The sequence below is a fragment of the Streptomyces sp. NPDC000345 genome (genome assembly GCF_042898825.1).
In the GTDB taxonomy this organism is placed as follows: domain Bacteria; phylum Actinomycetota; class Actinomycetes; order Streptomycetales; family Streptomycetaceae; genus Streptomyces.
On the sequence record NZ_JBIAZE010000009.1, the window covers coordinates 128,206 to 146,079 of the forward strand.

The window sequence follows — 17,874 nt, forward strand, 5'->3', positions numbered from 1 at the left end:
TACTCAGGGACGTGCGATCAAAACCACCGGACACAGGGAGCCGAAGACGTCCCCTGAACGCCTTGTTTCTGCCACGATTCCGAGTGGGTGGGGCTCGGAGCACAGCTCTCTCCGCCCGTAACCTCCGCCGGGGGGACCCCCAACCGGCACGCCTATGACCAGTGGGAGAGTCACGGTGTACTTCGCCGCACTGCTCGCGCGCACCGAAGACGGGTGGGAAGCGAGCGACACAGAGCTCGACGATGTGGAGACCCTGTCGGATCTGGCCGACCTGGCCCGGGAAGCCTCTCCCGACGAGGACACGGTGCTCGTGCTCATCGAGCAGGAGGACTCGTGGTTCGGTGTCGTCCGCATCGATGGCGAGGAAGACCCTCGCATCTACGTCTCCGACGCCGCTGCCGCCGCCCGCAGTTCCTACGGCGAGCTGCTGCTCACCGACGAACTGCTCGGAAGGGATCCGGGTGACGACGACGACCTGGACGCCCTCGACCTCGACGGCACCGAGGACGGTGAGGACGGGGACGACGACGCCGACGGCGCCTCCGGTTCCGCCGAGGCGGTGCCGCACGGCCCGGTCGGTGACGCCGCCGTCCTCGACGACCTCGGCGTCAGCGAGAAGGAGCTGAAGGCGCTGTCCCAGGACGCGCTCAGCGAGATCGCCGACGCCCTGGGCGCCTCGGAGGTCCTGGAGACCGTCCGCTGACCGCACCGCAGGCGCCGCCGGACCCCGTACGCGACCCGTGGCGGGCCGCCATGCGGCTCGCCCTGGACGAGGCCCGGCTGGCCGTCCGGGACGGGGACGTCCCGGTCGGCGCCGTCGTGCTGGCCGCGGACGGTACGACGGTCCTGGCGGCCGGCCACAACGAACGGGAGGCCGGCGGTGATCCGACGGCCCACGCCGAGGTGCTCGCCATCAGGCGGGCGGCCGCGCGAGTCGGGGAGTGGCGGCTGACCGGCTGCACGCTCGTCGTCACGCTCGAGCCCTGCACGATGTGCGCGGGCGCGATCGTGCAGTCCCGGCTGGACCGGGTGGTCTACGGCGCCCGGGACGACAAGGCGGGCGCGGCCGGCTCCCTCTGGGACGTCGTCCGCGACCGACGGCTCAACCACCGGCCCGAGGTCGTCGAGGGCGTCCTCGCACGCGAGTGCGCCGGGCTCCTCACGGAGTTCTTCCGCTCACGCTGACGGCCTCCCCGAATACCGATTTCAAACCACGCCCCCGGGTGCTGTAAGGTCTCCCTCGGTAGCGTGTCCGAGCGGCCGAAGGAGCTCGCCTCGAAAGCGAGTGTGGCGCAAGTCACCGAGGGTTCAAATCCCTCCGCTACCGCGCTTGAGCGAAGGGCTCGGTCCGCTGGACCGGGCCCTTCGCCGTGTTCGGTATCGCCTTCTTGCCCAGGTACGCCCAGACGACGGCGGCGACCACCGAGCCGTTGAGCAGGAAGAGCAGCCACAGCAGCTTCGGCACGAAGCGGACGCGGTCCGCGGGGGTGCGGGCGCAGTCGAGCAGCGCCCACAGCCATATGACGCCCGCCAGGACGATCACAGCGGCGGTCGGCAGGTCCAGCATTCCCAGCATTCGTCTTCTCCCTTGCCTCGGACTCGGCCTCGGACCGTCATTCACCCCCTCATCGGACGAGGCCCCCCGATCGGTTCACGGTTCGCGCGATCCCGTTCGCGCGATCGTTCAGGCGATCCCGTTCATGGGCGCGCCGCAGACAATCAAAAGCGGTGTGAAAATCGCACTTGCGGTTACACTCGCCGCCGTCAACAGGGGCCCGAGGGGCACATACAGGGGAGGCCAGGTGGCGGTGAACGCCAAGAAGATCGCCGTCTACGTACTCGTGGTCTTCGCGCTCTATGTGATCATCACGGACCCGTCCAAGGCGGCCGACTACGTCCAGATAGGCTTCGAGGGCATATCGGACGCCGCCAAGGCCATCGGCGACTTCTTCACCTGGCTCGCCAACGGGGCCCAGTAGTACGCATCGGGAGTGCCCATGATCCGCCACCTGGTCCTGTTCAAGCTGAACGAGGGTGTCGAGCGCGACGACCCGCGGGTCGTCCAGGGCGAGGCGGCCTTCCGGGCGCTCGGCGACCAGATCGAGGACCTGGCCTTCTGGGAGCTGGGCTGGAACATCAGCGAGCGGCCCATCGCCTACGACTTCGCGATCAACTCGGCGGTCGAGGACGCGGACGCGCTGAAGCGGTACCTCGAGCACCCGGCGCACCAGGCGGGCGTCGCGCTGTGGCGGGAGTTCGCCACCTGGGTGGTCGCCGACTACGGGTTCTGAGCCGCGCCCGCGGAAGCGGAAACCCACCGGGAGCCCCCCGCCGGACGGCGGGGGGCTCCCGTGCGTCCACGGCCCCCGCTTCCCCTTATGCCCCAACTTCTCCCTCAACACGGTGTTATGGGGTGCTTGCACACAGTGCACATGTCTTGTGATGCTATGACCGCTTTTGATGGATGAGTTGACCGCTGTTGTCGGCCTGACGAAGAGGTGGCGTTGACCGTGTCGGCCAGTACTGCGCCGCCTCAGGAAGAGGCACCCGCCCCGGGACCCGAGCGGCGCCGGGGCGCCGACACCCGGGCGCTCACCCAGGTGCTCTTCGCCCAGCTCAAGGAGCTCCAGCCGGGCACCCCGGAGTACAACAGGGTCCGCGGGGCGCTCATCGAGGCCAACCTCCCGCTCGTGCGCTACGCGGCCGCCCGTTTCCGTTCCCGCAACGAGCCGATGGAGGACGTCGTCCAGGTCGGCACCATCGGACTGATCAACGCCATCGACCGCTTCGACCCGGACCGGGGCGTGCAGTTCCCGACCTTCGCGATGCCGACGGTCGTCGGCGAGATCAAGCGCTACTTCCGGGACAACGTCCGCACGGTCCATGTGCCGCGCCGGCTGCACGAGCTGTGGGTGCAGGTCAACAGCGCGACCGAGGACCTGACGACCTCCTTCGGGCGCACCCCGACCACCGCCGAGATCGCCGAGCGGCTGCGGATCAGCGAGGACGAGGTGCTGTCCTGCATCGAGGCGGGACGCTCGTACCACGCGACCTCCCTGGAGGCCGCCCAGGAGGGTGACGGCCTGCCGGGCCTGCTGGACCGTCTGGGCTACGAGGATCCGGCCCTGGACGGCGTCGAGCACCGCGACCTGGTCCGCCATCTCCTGGTCCAGCTCCCGGAACGCGAACAGAGAATCCTTCTGCTGCGCTACTACAGCAATCTCACGCAGTCTCAGATCAGCGCGGAACTCGGCGTCTCCCAGATGCACGTCTCCCGGCTACTCGCGCGTAGCTTTCAGCGGCTGCGTTCCGCGAACCGAATCGACGCATAGGACGCGGGAGCACGACCGCATGCACAGGCGCACGGGCGGGGCGCATGCATAGGGCGCACAGCTCTGGTTACGTAATCCGACAGGGATCGCAAGCAGGAGCGAGAAGTCACCGGTGAGAGCGAATCACCCACGGAAGCACTTCCCGACATAACTCCGCTGAAAGTCCGTCACACCCCCTCTTTCCAGGGCTGATTCGTCACTGAGATGTCGACATGTCACTACAGCGTGTTGCCGACATGTGACATTCTGCCGGAAGCGCGTTTGCCGGGCCTTCGGCTCCGGTATTCAGGTGAAGGCTGACGTTCTCCACGACGGGGATCGTCGGCCGCGACCGTCCCGCGACCCAAAGGGGGTGGCATGTCCGCAGACCAGGGCAGCTCGAAGGTGCTCACGCTCACGAAGAGCGAGGCCGAGCCCGTCGCGCTTGTCGAGCCCGATGTGCTCGACGACGTCACGGCCCTCGAGGCCGCGCCGGCTCCGGCCCTCCCGTCCACCGGTGCCATCGACACCCGCACCCTGTCCCGCTCCCTGTTCCTGCGACTGGCCGCACTCGACGAGAACAGCCCGGAGCGGGTCTACGTCCGGGACACCCTCATCGAGCTCAACCTCCCCCTCGTCCGCTACGCCGCCGCGCGCTTCCGCTCGCGCAACGAGCCGATGGAGGACATCGTCCAGGTCGGCACGATCGGCCTGATCAAGGCGATCGACCGCTTCGACTGCGAACGGGGCGTGGAGTTCCCGACCTTCGCGATGCCGACGGTCGTGGGCGAGATCAAGCGGTTCTTCCGCGACACCTCGTGGTCGGTGCGCGTCCCGCGCCGGCTGCAGGAGCTGCGGCTGGCCCTCACCAAGGCCAGCGACGAACTGTCCCAGAAGCTGGACCGCTCGCCGACGGTCGCCGAACTGGCCGCCGTCCTCGGCGTCTCGGAAGAGGACGTGGTCGACGGCCTGGCGGTCGGCAACGCGTACACCGCGTCCTCGCTGGACTCCCCGGCACCCGAGGACGACGGCGGCGAGGGCTCCCTGGCCGACCGCCTCGGCTACGAGGACACGGCCCTGGAGGGCGTGGAGTACCGGGAGTCGCTCAAGCCCCTGCTCGCGAAGCTCCCGCCGCGCGAGCGCCGCATCATCATGCTGCGCTTCTTCGCCAACATGACCCAGTCCCAGATCGGCGAGGAGGTCGGCATCTCCCAGATGCACGTCTCCCGGCTCCTGACCCGGACCCTGGCCCAGCTGCGGGAGGGCCTGATCTCGGACTGACCCCCGGCCCGCATCCGGAGCCGGACCCGGGACTTCCTTCCTGACGCACCGTCAGCCACACTGGCGCGATGCGCGCGACACAGGAAGGAACGGAACGGTCACGCGGCCGTCGGCGCGCCCTGTGGGGCATGTCGGCGGCCGTCGTCGTCGTGGCGGCAGCGGCCGGGCTGCTCGGGGCGTGCGAGGGCGGCGGGCACGGAGGCGACTACGTCGCGGTCGGCGCGGGGGAAGGACCACCAGGGGCGGGACCCACGGGAGACGTACGCCTGGTGCCGCTGGACGACCCGGCGGGCGCGCACCCACCCGTCGCCGGCGGGAGCCCGGCCACGGGCCGGGGCACACCGGAGGGCACCGGGGAACCGGCGGCCGTACCGCCGTCGGGCTCACCGGCGCGAGCCACTGCCACGCCGCCTCGGGCCCCGGGCTCCGCTCCCGCGCGGGAGTCGCCGCCCGCTTCCCCGTCAGCCGCCCCCACCACCGCGCCCGCGGGTCCGGCCGTCCTGACCACGAGCGCACCCGTGCGGACGCCCACGGACCGCCGCTGGTGCGAGGACGTGACGCTCACCTTCCGCAACCTTGGCGGCACGGCGGTGCGTTCGGGCACGGTCACCTTCGGGACGCACGTCATCGACGCCCTGGGCACCGACTGGTCCACGGTCGAGTCCACCGAGCAGCTCCCCGCGCCCGTCCCGCCCGGCTCCGGCAAGGAGAAGACCTGGACGGTGTGCGTCGACGCCTGGCGCGTGCCGCTGGGGATGCGGGTCGAGACGCGCGTGGTGTCCGTGCGGTGGGAGTGAGGGGTTGGTGAGGGGTTACTTCAGCGCGAGCCAGGCGACCGCGGCCACGATCGCCACCGCGGCGATGACGCCGACGATCAGACCGATGCGCGGGCCGGCCGGCGCGGCGGCCTGACGGGAGGTGGGCTGGGGGGCGCCCTCGTCGACGAACGCGCGGAACATCTGGGTGCTGCCGGCGGGGTCGTAGTTGCCCTGCGGGCCCTGGGTGTTAGCCATGGGCCGAGACACTAGCGAAGACGGGGGCGGCCGCCCAAGTGGGGGCCCGCAAGGTGTCCGCGTCCGGCCAGTTCGACCTGGCGTTCGGCGGCAGGGCCGGGCGGGGGCGGGACGAGCCCTTCGAGTCCCCCGACCGAGCCTCGGTCACCCGCTCCACCTGCACGTTTACCCTCACGATACTTGACTTTGCCAACCTTTTGCGCCGCCCGCCCCGGTTTTATTTGCCTGCAGCAACCAATCACCTTATGGTTGCCCTAAGCAACAAATTAGGAGGTGTGATGGCCGCGCAGACGCAGTACGAGGAACTGGCGCGCCAGCTCAGTGCCGTCGGGGCCGTGAAACGGGACCTCGGGCGGATCCTCCCGTCCGACTGTTCCTCCGGCTCGGCCGCCGTGCTCGCGCTGCTCGGCCGCCACGGGGACATGCGCATGAGCAACCTCGCCGAACTGCTCGCCGTCGACATGTCGGTGACCAGCCGGCACGCCGCGCACCTCGCCGAACGGGGCTGGATCGAACGCTCCCCCGACCCCGCGGACAAGCGCTCCCGCATCCTGCGCCTCACCCCCGAGGGCCGCGCGATGCTCGCCGAACTCTCCCGGCGCAGCGCCGACCTCCTGGCGGAGCGGCTGAGCGACTGGTCCGAGGACGACGTGGGCCGGCTCATCCGGCTGATGACCCGGCTGCGCGCCAGCTTCGGCGACTGCCGGGCCACCCCGCACCGGCCGCCACCGCCTCCCCCACCCTCACGGGCACTGCCTCACCAGACCACCCGTACACCCGCGTAAGAGAAGGAAGTCCATGGCAACGACCACACCAGCCGGTGTGCGGGCCCACGCGAAGCGCGGCGGAGGGTCCGCCGACGCCGCTCCCATGACCCACCGGCAGATCATGGAGGCGCTCTCCGGACTGCTGCTCGGCATGTTCGTGGCGATCCTGTCGTCCACGATCGTCTCGAACGCCCTCCCGGAGATCATCGGCGACCTGGGCGGCGGCCAGTCCGCCTACACCTGGGTCGTGACCGCCACCCTGCTGGCGATGACGGCGACCACCCCCCTGTGGGGCAAGCTCGCCGACCTCTACAACAAGAAGGCGCTCGTCCAGATAGCGCTGGTCATCTACGTGCTGGGCTCCGCGGCCGCCGGGCTCTCGCAGAACCCCGGCATGCTGATCGCCTGCCGTGTCGTCCAGGGCGTCGGCGTCGGCGGTCTGTCCGCCCTCGCGCAGATCGTGATGGCGGCGATGATCTCCCCGCGTGAACGCGGGCGCTACTCCGGCTACCTCGGCGCGACCTTCGCCGTCGCGACCGTCGGCGGCCCGCTGCTCGGCGGTGTCATCACCGACACCAGCTGGCTGGGCTGGCGCTGGTGCTTCTACGTCGGCGTCCCCTTCGCCGTCATCGCGCTGATCGTGCTGCAGAAGACCCTGCACCTGCCGGTCGTGAAGCGGGACGTGAAGGTCGACTGGGCCGGCGCGTTCTTCATCTCGGCCGCGGTCTCGCTGCTGCTGGTCTGGGTCACCTTCGCCGGTGACAAGTACGACTGGCTGTCCTGGCAGACGTACACGATGGTCGCGGGCTCGATCCTGCTCGGTCTGGTCTTCGTGCTCGTCGAGGCCAGGGCGAGCGAGCCGATCATCCCGCTGCGGCTGTTCCGCAACCGGACGATCACGCTCTCCTCCATCGCCTCGCTGTTCGTCGGTGTCGCGATGTTCTCCGGCACGGTCTTCTTCGCCCAGTACTTCCAGCTGGCCCGCGACGAGTCGCCGACGATGTCCGGCGTCCTGACCATCCCCATGATCGGCGGTCTCTTCGTCTCCTCCACGGTCTCCGGGCAGTTCATCACCCGCACCGGCAAGTGGAAGGCCTGGCTGGTCGGCGGCGGTGTGCTCATCACGGCTGGCCTCGGTCTGCTGGGCACCATCCGCTACGACACGGACTACTGGAAGACGGCCGTCTTCATGGCCCTGCTGGGTCTCGGCGTCGGCATGATGATGCAGAACCTGGTGCTGTCCACGCAGAACCAGGTCGACCCCAAGGACCTCGGTTCGGCCAGCTCCACGGTCACCTTCTTCCGTTCCCTCGGCGGGGCGATGGGCGTCTCGGCACTGGGCGCCGTCATGGCCGACCGCATCACCGGCTACGCCGAGGACGGCATCGCCGGCCTCGGCCCGAAGTACGCCGCCCTCGCGTCCGGTTCCAGCTCCTCCAGCGAGATCCCGGACATGGACAAGCTGCCCGCGCCGCTGCGCACGGTCATGGAGAGCGCGTACGGCCACGGCATCGCGGACGTCTTCCTGATCGCCTCCGGCATGGCACTGCTCGCCTTCCTGATCACCCTGTTCATCAAGGAGGTCCCGCTGAAGACGAGGGGGGCCATGTCCCAGACGGCCTCCGAGGAGGCGGCGGCCCCGGCGGAGGCTCCGGCCGCGACCGCGGCTGCCGGCGAGGAGAAGGTCCCGAGCTGGGCCGTGACCGACTCGGCCGCCGAGGCCGCGCCCGAGGGCACGCAGCGGCACTCCGCCGTCGCCACCGTCGAGGCCCCCCAGGCCCCCTCGGGCGGTGTCCCGGTGCACGGCTTCGTCCGCGGAGCGGAGAGCACCCCCGTCCCGCAGGCCGCCGTGACCCTGATCTCCCTGTCCGGGCGGCAGCTGGGCCGGTCGGTCGCCCAGGCCGACGGTGGCTACGCGCTGGACGCGCCCGGGACGGGGTCGTACGTCCTGATCGCCGCCGCGGACGGGTACCAGCCGCAGGCGTCCACGGTCGTCGTGAACGGTGAGCCGCTCGCGTACGACATCCTGCTCAGCGGGACCAGCGGGCTCGACGGCGTCGTGCGGGCCGCCGAGTCGGGCGAGGGCGTCAAGGACGCGATGGTCGTCGTCACCGATGTGCGCGGCGATCTGCTGGCCACCGCCGCCACCGGCGAGCAGGGCGAGTTCTCCTTCGCCGAGCTGGTGCCGGGTGCCGTGACCGTCGCGGTGAACGCCGCCGGGTTCCGGCCGCGCGCGCTGCCCGTGGAGATCGGCGGGACGGGCGTGACCCGGGTGGAGGTCGTGCTCGACGCGGGCGCGCAGCTGCGGGGTGTCGTACGGGCGCCGCACGGGCCGCTGGCCGACGCGCGGGTGACGCTCGTGGACGCGGCGGGCAACGTCGTCGGCACGGCGACGACCGGCGCGGACGGGGCGTACGCCTTCGCGGACCTCGACGGCGGCGACTACACCGTCATCGCGACCGGCTACCCGCCGGTGGCCACCGCGCTGACGGTCGCCGGGGCCGGCGTCGACGGCCATGACATCGAGCTCGCCCACCCCGGCGAGTAGACACTGCGAGGCTCCGGCCCGGTGCGGGTGTTCGCCCCGCACCGGGCCGGTCCGATGGAGGAGTGGGACAGGATGGGACTGACCGCGAGGATCCGTACGCGCGACGGATGGGCCGTGTCGCACGCGGTCGTCACGGTGACCGACACGGCGGGCACGCAGACGCTGCGGGCGGAGGCGGACGAGGAGGGCGTCGTACACGACCCGACCGGGCTCGCGCCCGGGGCGTACACGGTCGTCGTCACGGCCGTCGGCTACGGGCCCGCCGCGTCCACCGCGATCGTGACGGCGAGCGGCCGGGTGGACGCCGGCACGATCACCCTCGCCCGCCGGGGCGGCGCGGACGAGCTGCCGCCGCCCGGCCCGTGGACCGTGGACCCGGCGCACTCCACCGTCGGCGCGGTCGCCCGGCACCTGGGCCTCTCCAGTGTGCGTGGCCGGTTCACCGACTTCTCGGGGGCGATCGAGGTCGCCCCGGACGACGTCACCAAGTCGCGGGTGGAGGCCGTGATCCGCGCGGCCTCCATCGACACCGGCAACGGCATGCGCGACACCCATCTGCGCTCGGCGGACTTCCTGGACGTGGAGACGTACCCGGAGATCACCTACCGCTCGACCGGTCTGACGGTGGCGGGCCCGGACCGCTGGACGGTCCACGGCGACCTGACGATGCGCGGTGTCGTACGGCCCGTCGACCTGGACCTCGCCCACCTCGGTACCGGCGCGGACCCCTGGGGCGGCACCCGCGCCGCCTTCCGCGCGACGGGCGAACTCCACCGCGAGGAGTTCGCCATGAACTACAACCAGGTCGTCCAGGCGGGCATCGCGGCGATCGGCACGACCCTGCGGGTGGAGCTGGAGATCCAGGCGGTGCGGGGGGAGTCGCTCCCGCGGACGTAGGCCCGGCAGGGTCACGTACGGGCGGCTCCGCTCCCCCTAGTGCCGCGACAGGCAACGTTCGCCCCGTCGCGACGCCCGGCACGCCCTCTCGCCGCACCGGCCGAAAGCCCGAGTACATCCAGTACGAGAGCTTCCGGCCGGCACGCCTAGAGCACGCACCGGACGCCGCTCCTTGACGGGCAGACGTTGCCTGCCGCGCCACTAGGCTGGCGCCATGGCACGGAACATCGCGACCAACACGACCGTCTCGCTCGACGAGCTGCTGGACTTCGTACGACCCCGTCACCGCGCGATCCTGCTGACCCGGCGGTCCGACGGCAGCCCCCAGGCGTCGCCGCTGACCTGCGGTGTCGACGACGCGGGGCGGATCGTCGTCTCCACGTACCCGGAACGCGCCAAGACCCGCAACGCCAAGCGGGACGAGCGGGTCAGCGTCCTCGTGCTCAGCGACGACTGGAACGGACCCTGGGTGCAGATCGACGGCACGGCCGAGGTCATCGACACGCCCGACTCCGTCGAGCCGCTGGTGGAGTACTACCGCACCATCGCGGGCGAGCACCCCGACTGGGACGAGTACCGGGCGGCCATGCTCAAGCAGGGCAAGTCCCTCATCCGTGTCACCCCCGAACGCTGGGGGCCGGTGGCGACGGGCGGGTTTCCGGCGCGGCTGGCGCAGCAGGACTGACGGCCGCCGGACGGCTCGGGGGACGGGCGACCGCGGGTTCTGTGGGGCCGGGCACGCGGTTCCCCGCGCCGCTTCAGGGCGTTCCGGAGCCGTGCCGTTCGGCCATCGCCTCGATGCCCGCGATCAGCAGGTCCAGGGCGAACTCGAAGTCGCGTTCCCACATCTCCTCGACCGTGTCGCCGCCCCGGGCCTGCACGATGTCCTCCGTCTCCCGGACCAGGTCGGCCGCGTCCGGGTCCCGGGTCACCGCGCTGAGCGCCTGCCGGAAATACTCGTCCGGGGTGAGGCCCACGGACACCGAGCGGGCGATGAAGTGGCCCTCGATGGTGCCGAAGCCGTACACGAACTGGAAGACGGAGGAGATGGCCGCCGCGAGCCCGTGCGGCGGCAGTCCGGTGCGGCGGATCACGCGCTGGACGGCGCGGGAGAACGCGAGGTTGTTCGGGCCGATGTTGAGGAACGTGCCGGCCAGCGGCGACAGCCAGGGGTGACGGACCAGCAGGGTCCGGTACGTCCTGGCCAGCCCGCGCAGTTGGTCGCGCCAGTCCTCGTCGGCGTCGGGGTCGGGCAGGCTCAGATCGGCGAAGGCCGCGTCCAGGGCGAGTTCGAGCAGTTCGTCCTTGGTGTCGACGTACCAGTACACGGACATCGCCGTCACGTTCAGCTCGGCCGCCAGCCGCCGCATGGAGAACTTGGCCAGCCCCTCGGCGTCCAGCAGCCGGACGGTGACCTCGGTGATGCGGTCGCGGTCGAGCCCGGAGGGCTGACCACCGCCCCGGCCGCGCCGCCGTGCCTTGCCACCGTCCAGCCAGACGCTCCGCTGTGCGGCTCCCTTGCCGGTCTCGGCCATGGCCAGGCACCTTCCTCACACTCCGGACACTGGGAAGGATGCTAGGCGCAGGCACCCCGGAAGGGGTGTGGGGCTGGGCCGGCGGGCCGTCGCACGCCCGGCGCACACACGAAGGGAGGGCGGTGCCCCTAGGGCCACCGCCCTCCCTTCGTGTGCCGCCGTCAGCTGTCGGAGCTGCTCGCCTTCTGCGTCAGGTCGTAGAAGGTGGACGAACCGGCCGTCACCTTCTTGAAGTTGGCCTCGACCCAGGAGGTGATCTGCGAGGACGTGCCGCTGCTGCTGCCGCCCATGCCGCCGCCGTCGCCGCTGCTGATGAAGTAGTGGATCTTGCCTTCCGCCACGTACTCCTTGAACTGCGCCAGCGTCGGGGACGGGTCGGTGCCGTTGAAGCCGCCGATCGCCATCACCGGCTCACCGGTGGAGAGCTGGTAGCTCGCCGCGTTCTGGGCGCCGATCGCCGCCGCGACCCAGGTGTACTGCCCGGAGTCGGTCTCCAGCAGCTTCTTCGCCTCGTCGGAGACGCTCGCGCCGTTCAGCAGGCCGCCGACGCCACCGCCGCCGCCCATGCCGCCGCCGTCGCCCGTCTGACCGCCGGGGCCGCCCTGCTGGCCCTGCCCCTGCTGGTTCTGGGTGCCGCCGTTGCCGTTCTGCTGGTTCTGGCCCGGCATGCCGCCGCCGGGGAAGCCGTTGCCCTGCTGGTTCTGGGCGTTGCCGTTGCCGTTCTGCTGGTTCTGGCCCTGCTGGCCGGGCATACCGCCGCCGAAGCCGCCCCGGCCGCCGCCACCGCCCGGACCGCCGCCGCCCATCATGGACGCGCCCGCCGGGCCCGCCGTCACGATGGAGCCGGTGTGGCCCTCCTGCAAGGTGCTGAGGGTGTACGCCGTCGGGCCGGCCAGGGAGGCCACCAGACCGACGGAGGCCGCCGCGAGGGCGAGCCGGCGGTTGATCCGGCCCGCGAAGACGAGGCCGAGCGCCGCGGCAAGACCGCCGGTCAGGAGCAGCCACTTCAGCCAGGGCAGGTAGTCCGAGGTGCGGTTGAGCAGGACGTACGACCAGGACGCCGCCGCGACGACCGAGGCCGCGAGGGTGATCGATGCCCACAGCTCGGACCGCTTCTCCCACAGGATCCCGGCGCCCATGCCGATCACGGCCGCCATGTAGGGGGCGAGGGCCACCGTGTAGTACTGGTGGAAGATGCCCGCCATGTAGCTGAAGACGACCATGGTGATCAGCAGCGAACCGCCCCAGACCAGGAACAGGCCCCGGGTGGTCGATGTCCGCTTCAACGTGCGGGTGGCCACCAGACCGGCGACGAGCAGGATCAGCGCGGCCGGCAGCAGCCAGGAGATCTGGCCGCCGATCTCGGAGTTGAACATCCGGTCCCAGCCGGTCTCGCCCCACTGGCCGCCGCTGTTCCCGCCCCCGCCGCCGACGCTGCCGGTCTCCTCGCCGTTGAGGCGCCCGAGACCGTTGTAGCCGAAGGTCAGTTCCAGGAAGGAGTTGTTCTGCGAGCCGCCGATGTACGGGCGGGAGGAGGCGGGCCACAGCTCGACGATCGCGACCCACCAGCCGCCGGACGCGACCAGCGCACCGGTGGCGAGCGCCAGCTGTCCGAAGCGCTTCTTCACGCTCACCGGGGCGCAGACCGCGTACACGATCGCCAGCGGCGGCAGGATCAGGAAGGCCTGAAGGGTCTTGGCGAGGAACGCGAAGCCGATCGCGACACCAGCCCACACCAGCCACTTCGTCCGGCCGTCCTCCACCGCGCGGGCCACGAAGTAGCAGGCCACGGCCATCAGCAGGGCCAGCATCGCGTCCGGGTTGTTGAACCGGAACATCAGCGCGGCGACGGGGGTGAGCGCGAGCACCGCGCCCGCGATCAGGCCGGCCGCGGCGCTGAACCGGCGGCGCACGGAGGCGTAGACGACGGCGACCGTGCCGACACCCATCAGCACCTCGGGAGCGAGGATCGCCCACGAGTTCAGACCGAAGATCCGCACCGACAGCTCCATCGGCCACAGGGAGGCCGGGGGCTTGTCGACGGTGATGGCGTTGCCGGCGTCCAGCGAGCCGAAGAAGAAGGCCTTCCAGGACTGGCTGCCCGCCTGGACGGCCGCCGAGTAGAAGGAGTTGGCGTAGCCGGAGGCGCTCAGGTTGTAGAGGTAGAGGAGGAGCGTGGCGAGCAGCAGGCCGAGGAAGGCCGGGCGCACCCAGCGGGGGTCCTCGGGGCGGCCGCGCCAGAGTCTGCGGTGCAGGGGCTGCTTCGGCTCACCCGGCCCGGGGGCCGGGACGACCGGTTCCCGCGGCTCGGTGGGAGGAGCGGTGGGGGGCGGGCCCCAGGTGGCCGCCGGTCGGTCGAGGTGAGTGCTCATCGGGGGTCCCCCGGGTCGGTGTCGTGGGGGCGCACCGGCTGCAGTCGCATGGTGGCGTCCCTCCAGGTGCCGTCCGCGGCTTCACCGGCGCGGAACTGGGTGGTCTCTTGGGTGGCGGTGGTGTTCCGGTACGGCGAGGCGTACGCCGGGGCCTGGCCCTGTGAGCCGTACGCCGGTGCGGACGGACGGGCCGGGTGCTGCGGCCCGTACACCGGCGCGGCCGGGTACGGCGTCGGCTGGGCCGGGAGGCGGGAGGCGATCACGGCCGACGGCGCGTCGCCGGCCTCCCGCCGGTCCGAGAACACCCACGCGCGGAAGAGCAGGAAGCGCAGGATCGTCGCCGCGAGGTTGGCGGCGATCAGCACCGCGAGCTCGGTGGAGTGCGCGGGGTCGGTGGTCGCCGCGTTCAGGGCGACGAGCGAACCGCTGGTCAGCGCGAGCCCGATGCCGAAGACGACGAGGCCCTGCGCCTGGTGCTTGACGGCCCCGCCCCGGCCGCGGACCCCGAAGGTCAGACGCCGGTTGGCGGCGGTGTTGGCCACGGCGGACACCAGCAGGGCGAGCGCGTTGGCGAACTGCGAGCCGCTGAACTGGCGGAAGCCGCTGTAGAGGAGCAGGTAGAACAGTGTGGACAGACCGCCCACGACGCAGAAGCCGACGAGCTGGCGGGCCAGGCCCCCCGGCACGTCCTGGATCTCACGGTCGCGCGGGTCGTCGCCGAAGGGGCGGGTGAGGCGGTCGAGCGAGAGGGAGCCGGTGGCCAGGGCCTTGCCCACGCGCCACACGCCCTTGAGGTCCTCGGTCGCCGTCTTCACGATGTGCACCGTGGAGTCCGGGTCGTCGACCCAGTCGACCGGCACCTCGTGGATCCGTAGTCCGGCCCGCTCGGCGAGCACCAGCATCTCCGTGTCGAAGAACCAGCCGGTGTCCTCCACCAGGGGCAGCAGGACCTGGGCGACGTCGCGCCGGATGGCCTTGAAGCCGCACTGGGCGTCCGAGAAGCGGGCCTGGAGCGAGCCGCGCAGGATCAGGTTGTAGGCGCGGCTGATGAACTCCCGCTTCGGCCCGCGCACCACGCGGGAGCTGCGGGAGAGCCGCGAGCCGATCGCCAGGTCGGAGTGGCCGGAGATCAGCGGGGCCACCAGCGGCAGCAGCGCGTTGAGGTCGGTGGACAGGTCCACGTCCATGTACGCGAGGATCGGGGCGTCCGACGCCGACCAGACGGTCCGCAGCGCGCGGCCGCGGCCCTTCTGGTCGAGCCGGAAGTTCCGCACCTCCGGAATCCGTGCCTCCAGCCGCCGCGCCACCTCGGGGGTGGTGTCCGTCGACGCGTTGTCCGCGATCGTGATGCGGAACGTGTACGGGAACGTGCGCGTCAGGTGGTCGTGCAGTCTCCGGACGCACGGCTGGAGGTCCTTCTCCTCGTTGTAGACGGGGATCACTACGTCCAGGACAGGCGTACCGGCTGTGGCGGCCGGGAGGTGCTCCCGCGCCGGCAGGGTGCCGGGAGAAGAGTCGGTTCGCATGCCAACGACTTTCGTCAAGCGCCCTGTTGCACCCATGTGGTGGCACTGTGCTGTACCTGTGAGTCCAGTTGCCAGTTCGTTTCGGGGGCGGGCTGGGGAACGGCGGGGGCGAGGGCGGGCAGGTGCACGGTGAAGACGGTCTGGCCGGGCACGCTGTCCACGGTCACGGCGCCGCCGTGCGCGGTCGCCACGGCCTGCACGATGGCGAGGCCCAGACCGGTAGAGCCGGAGGATCGGGAGCGCGAGGAGTCACCGCGCGCGAACCGTTCGAAGACATGGGGGAGCAGGTCCGGCGGGATGCCCTGGCCGTTGTCCTGGACGTCCACGCACAGCCACGGGCCGCGTCGCTGCACGCGCGCGGTGACGGTCGTACCGGGCGGGGTGTGCGTACGGGCGTTGGCCAGCAGGTTGACGAGCACCTGCTGCAGACGCGCCGAGTCGGCGGACACGAGCGCGGGCTCGTCGGGGAGTTCGAGGCGCCAGACGTGGTCGCGTCCGGCGGCACGGGCGTCGCTGATGGTGTCGATGACCAGCGGTACGAGGTCGGTCTGCTCGAACTGCAGCGGGCGGCCCGCGTCCAGGCGGGCGAGCAGGAGCAGATCCTCCACGAGGAGGGTCATCCGGCCGGCCTCGGACTCGATGCGGCCCAGCGCGTGCTTGGTGTCGGGGCCGACCTCCTCGCGTCCGCGCCGGGTGAGCTCGGCGTACCCGCGGATGGACGCGAGGGGGGTCCGCAGCTCGTGGCTGGCGTCCGCGACGAACTGCCGCACCCGCATCTCGCTCTCCTGGCGGGCGTGCAGGGCGCCGTGCACGTGGTTCAGCATCCGGTTCAGCGCGGCGCCGACCTGGCCGACCTCGGTGTGCGGATCCGTCTCGGACTCGGGCACCCGCTCGCTGAGGTTGACCTCGCCGGTGTGCAGGGGGAGCTCGGAGACGCGGGTGGCGGTGGCGGCGACCTTGCGGAGGGGCCGGGTCGCGACGCTGACCATCACGGTGCCGGCCAGACCGGCGGCGACGAGGCCGGCGACGGTGAGGCTGACCTCGACGATGATCAGGGTGTTGATGGTGCCGTCCACGTCGGAGGTGGGGATGCCGACGTAGTAGTCACCGTTCTTGCCGTTGATGTACTGGACCCGGTACGTGCCGAGGCCGGGGATGTCGACGGTGTGCTGCTTCCCGTCCTGCGCGACCGAGCCGAGCGCCTTGAGCTGGGACTCCGAGAGGGACTCGGCGTTCACGTCCGGGATGCCGGCGGAGGTCTTCGTCTTGTTGCCGACCTTGCCGCTGGTGATCGAGCCGTTCTCGACCGTCGCCGCGAGGGCCTTCTGCGGCCCCGGGCCCCGGGTGACGAAATCGGTGAGGGGGTCCGTCTGCTGCTGCTGGGGCACGTCGGTCTTGCCGTTGGCGGTGCCGTTGTCGTTCTTGGCGCCGTCCTCACCACCGGGTGCTCCGGCGGGCCCGCCGGAGACCCGCATGGTGGCCTCCTTCAGGGAGCCGTCCAGCTGCCCGTACAGGTGGTCCCGCAGGACCAGGGTGGTGACGGTGCCGATCACCGCGCAGACCACGGCGATCAGGGTCACGGACACGACGACGAGCCGGGTCCGCAGGGTGCGCGGCTTCCCCGCTCGTCGCTTCTGCGGACGCGGCCGTCGTCGCCCGCTCATGACGCCGCGGGCTTGATCAGGTAACCGGCCCCACGCCGGGTGTGGATCATCGGCTCACGACCCGCGTCTATCTTGCGGCGCAGGTAGGAGATGTACAGCTCGACGACGTTGGCCTGACCGCCGAAGTCGTACGACCAGACCCGGTCCAGGATCTGCGCCTTGCTGAGCACGCGGCGCGGGTTGCGCATCAGGAAGCGCAGCAGCTCGAACTCGGTGGCGGTGAGGTGGATGTTGTCCCCGGCCCGCGAGACCTCGTGGCTGTCCTCGTCGAGGGTGAGGTCACCGACGACGAGGACGGAGTCGGAGCGGCGGTCGGCGGCACCGGAGCGCCGGATGAGTCCCCGCAGCCGGGCCACGACCTCTTCGAGGCTGAACGGCTTGGTGACGTAGTCGTCGCCCCCCGCGGTGAGACCGGCGATACGGTCCTCGACGGCGTCCTTGGCGGTGAGGAACAGGACGGGAACGTCCGGCAGCTCACGGCGCAGCCGCCCGAGGACGGTCAGGCCGTCCATGTCGGGGAGCATCATGTCGAGGACGACGGCGTCGGGACGGAACTCCCGGGCGGTCTGGATGGCACCGGTGCCGTCTCCCGCACTCCGGATCTGCCATCCCTCGTAGCGCAGGGCCATGGACAGCAGTTCGGTGATCGACAACTCGTCGTCCACCACAAGCACTCGGACGGGGCTCCCGTCCGGCCTCAGCAGTTCGGTGCGCCCCTGGGGCGAGGTCGTGGTCATGGGGAACACCTTGTCGATGTCCTCTGAGAGCACTCTTTCGACAACCTGTGATTTCCCTGAGAAACTCACAGGAGGCTCTCAGGCAATGCCTGGCAACCTCTGACGCCGAGTTGATCTCGGACCGGTCACTTGGGGACACGCCGTGCGAATCCGCGGCTGTGGTCCGCCTGGGCGATGTGCGGGGAGTACCGCTCATGCCAGTATGCCCGCCCGTGTTCCCCGG

At 71.1% G+C, this 17,874-nt stretch carries 18 protein-coding genes and 1 tRNA gene; 12 read left to right on the forward strand and 7 right to left on the reverse strand.

Annotation, left to right across the window (positions count from 1 at the left end):
- The first annotated feature begins 175 nt into the window (after nucleotides 1–175).
- The 3 genes from ACFY30_RS22655 to ACFY30_RS22665 all read left to right on the forward strand — a co-directional run bounded on the left by ACFY30_RS22655 (nucleotide 176) and on the right by ACFY30_RS22665 (nucleotide 1,327).
- On the forward strand, nucleotides 176–703 hold the full coding sequence (locus ACFY30_RS22655) for a hypothetical protein (protein ID WP_390847172.1): 528 nt from the start codon (nucleotides 176–178) through the stop codon (nucleotides 701–703).
- A gap of 50 nt (nucleotides 704–753) precedes the next feature.
- The gene (tadA, locus tag ACFY30_RS22660; RefSeq protein WP_390846971.1) at nucleotides 754–1,185 is read left to right on the forward strand and encodes a tRNA adenosine(34) deaminase TadA; all 432 of its coding nucleotides are present in this window, start codon (nucleotides 754–756) and stop codon (nucleotides 1,183–1,185) included.
- Nucleotides 1,186–1,242: 57 nt separating this feature from the next.
- Nucleotides 1,243–1,327 (forward strand) — tRNA-Ser (locus tag ACFY30_RS22665).
- Here the strand turns inward: ACFY30_RS22665 and ACFY30_RS22670 are convergent.
- Nucleotides 1,322–1,576 carry a hypothetical protein gene (locus tag ACFY30_RS22670; protein WP_390846972.1) on the reverse strand — a complete coding sequence of 85 codons (255 nt, stop codon included), beginning with the start codon at nucleotides 1,574–1,576 and terminating at the stop codon, nucleotides 1,322–1,324. The two genes, ACFY30_RS22665 and ACFY30_RS22670, sit on opposite strands and share 6 nt — an antisense overlap.
- A gap of 226 nt (nucleotides 1,577–1,802) precedes the next feature.
- Here ACFY30_RS22670 and ACFY30_RS22675 point away from each other — a divergent pair, with 226 nt between their 5' ends.
- The 5 genes from ACFY30_RS22675 (at nucleotide 1,803) to ACFY30_RS22695 (ending at nucleotide 5,389) form a co-directional block, all read left to right on the forward strand.
- Nucleotides 1,803–1,979 (forward strand): hypothetical protein, encoded by a 177-nt coding sequence (locus tag ACFY30_RS22675; RefSeq protein WP_390662267.1) that lies wholly within the window; start codon nucleotides 1,803–1,805, stop codon nucleotides 1,977–1,979.
- Between the two features lie 18 nt (nucleotides 1,980–1,997).
- Nucleotides 1,998–2,291, forward strand: a complete 294-nt coding sequence (locus ACFY30_RS22680; protein ID WP_390846973.1) for a Dabb family protein — start codon at nucleotides 1,998–2,000, stop codon at nucleotides 2,289–2,291.
- 207 nt (nucleotides 2,292–2,498) lie between these two features.
- Entirely contained in the window at nucleotides 2,499–3,332 is an 834-nt protein-coding gene (locus ACFY30_RS22685) for an RNA polymerase sigma factor SigF (RefSeq protein ID WP_390846974.1), read from the forward strand.
- Nucleotides 3,333–3,689: 357 nt separating this feature from the next.
- Nucleotides 3,690–4,592, forward strand: coding sequence for an RNA polymerase sigma factor SigF (locus tag ACFY30_RS22690; RefSeq protein ID WP_390662264.1), 903 nt, complete (start codon nucleotides 3,690–3,692; stop codon nucleotides 4,590–4,592).
- Between the two features lie 68 nt (nucleotides 4,593–4,660).
- Complete coding sequence (locus ACFY30_RS22695) at nucleotides 4,661–5,389, forward strand: hypothetical protein (protein ID WP_390846975.1); 729 nt, start codon at nucleotides 4,661–4,663, stop codon at nucleotides 5,387–5,389.
- A 15-nt stretch (nucleotides 5,390–5,404) separates the two neighbouring features.
- On the opposite strand, the gene ACFY30_RS22700 is transcribed toward ACFY30_RS22695, so the two are convergent.
- Nucleotides 5,405–5,605: a hypothetical protein gene (locus ACFY30_RS22700; RefSeq protein ID WP_390662262.1), complete on the reverse strand. Its 201-nt coding sequence runs from the start codon at nucleotides 5,603–5,605 to the stop codon at nucleotides 5,405–5,407.
- A gap of 278 nt (nucleotides 5,606–5,883) precedes the next feature.
- Here ACFY30_RS22700 and ACFY30_RS22705 point away from each other — a divergent pair, with 278 nt between their 5' ends.
- The 4 genes from ACFY30_RS22705 (at nucleotide 5,884) to ACFY30_RS22720 (ending at nucleotide 10,502) form a co-directional block, all read left to right on the forward strand.
- A complete protein-coding gene (locus tag ACFY30_RS22705) occupies nucleotides 5,884–6,390 on the forward strand; it encodes a MarR family winged helix-turn-helix transcriptional regulator (protein ID WP_390846976.1) in 507 nt (168 codons plus the stop codon).
- A gap of 13 nt (nucleotides 6,391–6,403) precedes the next feature.
- Nucleotides 6,404–8,920 (forward strand): MFS transporter, encoded by a 2,517-nt coding sequence (locus ACFY30_RS22710; protein WP_390846977.1) that lies wholly within the window; start codon nucleotides 6,404–6,406, stop codon nucleotides 8,918–8,920.
- 72 nt (nucleotides 8,921–8,992) lie between these two features.
- Complete coding sequence (locus ACFY30_RS22715) at nucleotides 8,993–9,817, forward strand: YceI family protein (RefSeq protein WP_390846978.1); 825 nt, start codon at nucleotides 8,993–8,995, stop codon at nucleotides 9,815–9,817.
- A 214-nt stretch (nucleotides 9,818–10,031) separates the two neighbouring features.
- Nucleotides 10,032–10,502 (forward strand): PPOX class F420-dependent oxidoreductase, encoded by a 471-nt coding sequence (locus ACFY30_RS22720; protein WP_390846979.1) that lies wholly within the window; start codon nucleotides 10,032–10,034, stop codon nucleotides 10,500–10,502.
- A gap of 73 nt (nucleotides 10,503–10,575) precedes the next feature.
- Here the strand turns inward: ACFY30_RS22720 and ACFY30_RS22725 are convergent, their stop codons facing one another.
- The 5 genes from ACFY30_RS22725 to ACFY30_RS22745 form a co-directional block, all read right to left on the reverse strand.
- Nucleotides 10,576–11,352 carry a TetR/AcrR family transcriptional regulator gene (locus ACFY30_RS22725; protein ID WP_390846980.1) on the reverse strand — a complete coding sequence of 259 codons (777 nt, stop codon included), beginning with the start codon at nucleotides 11,350–11,352 and terminating at the stop codon, nucleotides 10,576–10,578.
- A 161-nt stretch (nucleotides 11,353–11,513) separates the two neighbouring features.
- The gene (locus tag ACFY30_RS22730) at nucleotides 11,514–13,724 is read right to left on the reverse strand and encodes a glycosyltransferase family 39 protein (RefSeq protein WP_390846981.1); all 2,211 of its coding nucleotides are present in this window, start codon (nucleotides 13,722–13,724) and stop codon (nucleotides 11,514–11,516) included.
- Entirely contained in the window at nucleotides 13,721–15,250 is a 1,530-nt protein-coding gene (locus ACFY30_RS22735) for a glycosyltransferase (RefSeq protein WP_390846982.1), read from the reverse strand. Before ACFY30_RS22735 ends, ACFY30_RS22730 begins: the two co-directional genes overlap by 4 nt.
- 14 nt (nucleotides 15,251–15,264) lie before the next feature.
- Complete coding sequence (locus ACFY30_RS22740) at nucleotides 15,265–16,914, reverse strand: ATP-binding protein (RefSeq protein WP_390846983.1); 1,650 nt, start codon at nucleotides 16,912–16,914, stop codon at nucleotides 15,265–15,267.
- Nucleotides 16,911–17,651 (reverse strand): response regulator transcription factor, encoded by a 741-nt coding sequence (locus ACFY30_RS22745; RefSeq protein WP_059202906.1) that lies wholly within the window; start codon nucleotides 17,649–17,651, stop codon nucleotides 16,911–16,913. Before ACFY30_RS22745 ends, ACFY30_RS22740 begins: the two co-directional genes overlap by 4 nt.
- Between the last annotated feature and the right edge of the window lie 223 nt (nucleotides 17,652–17,874).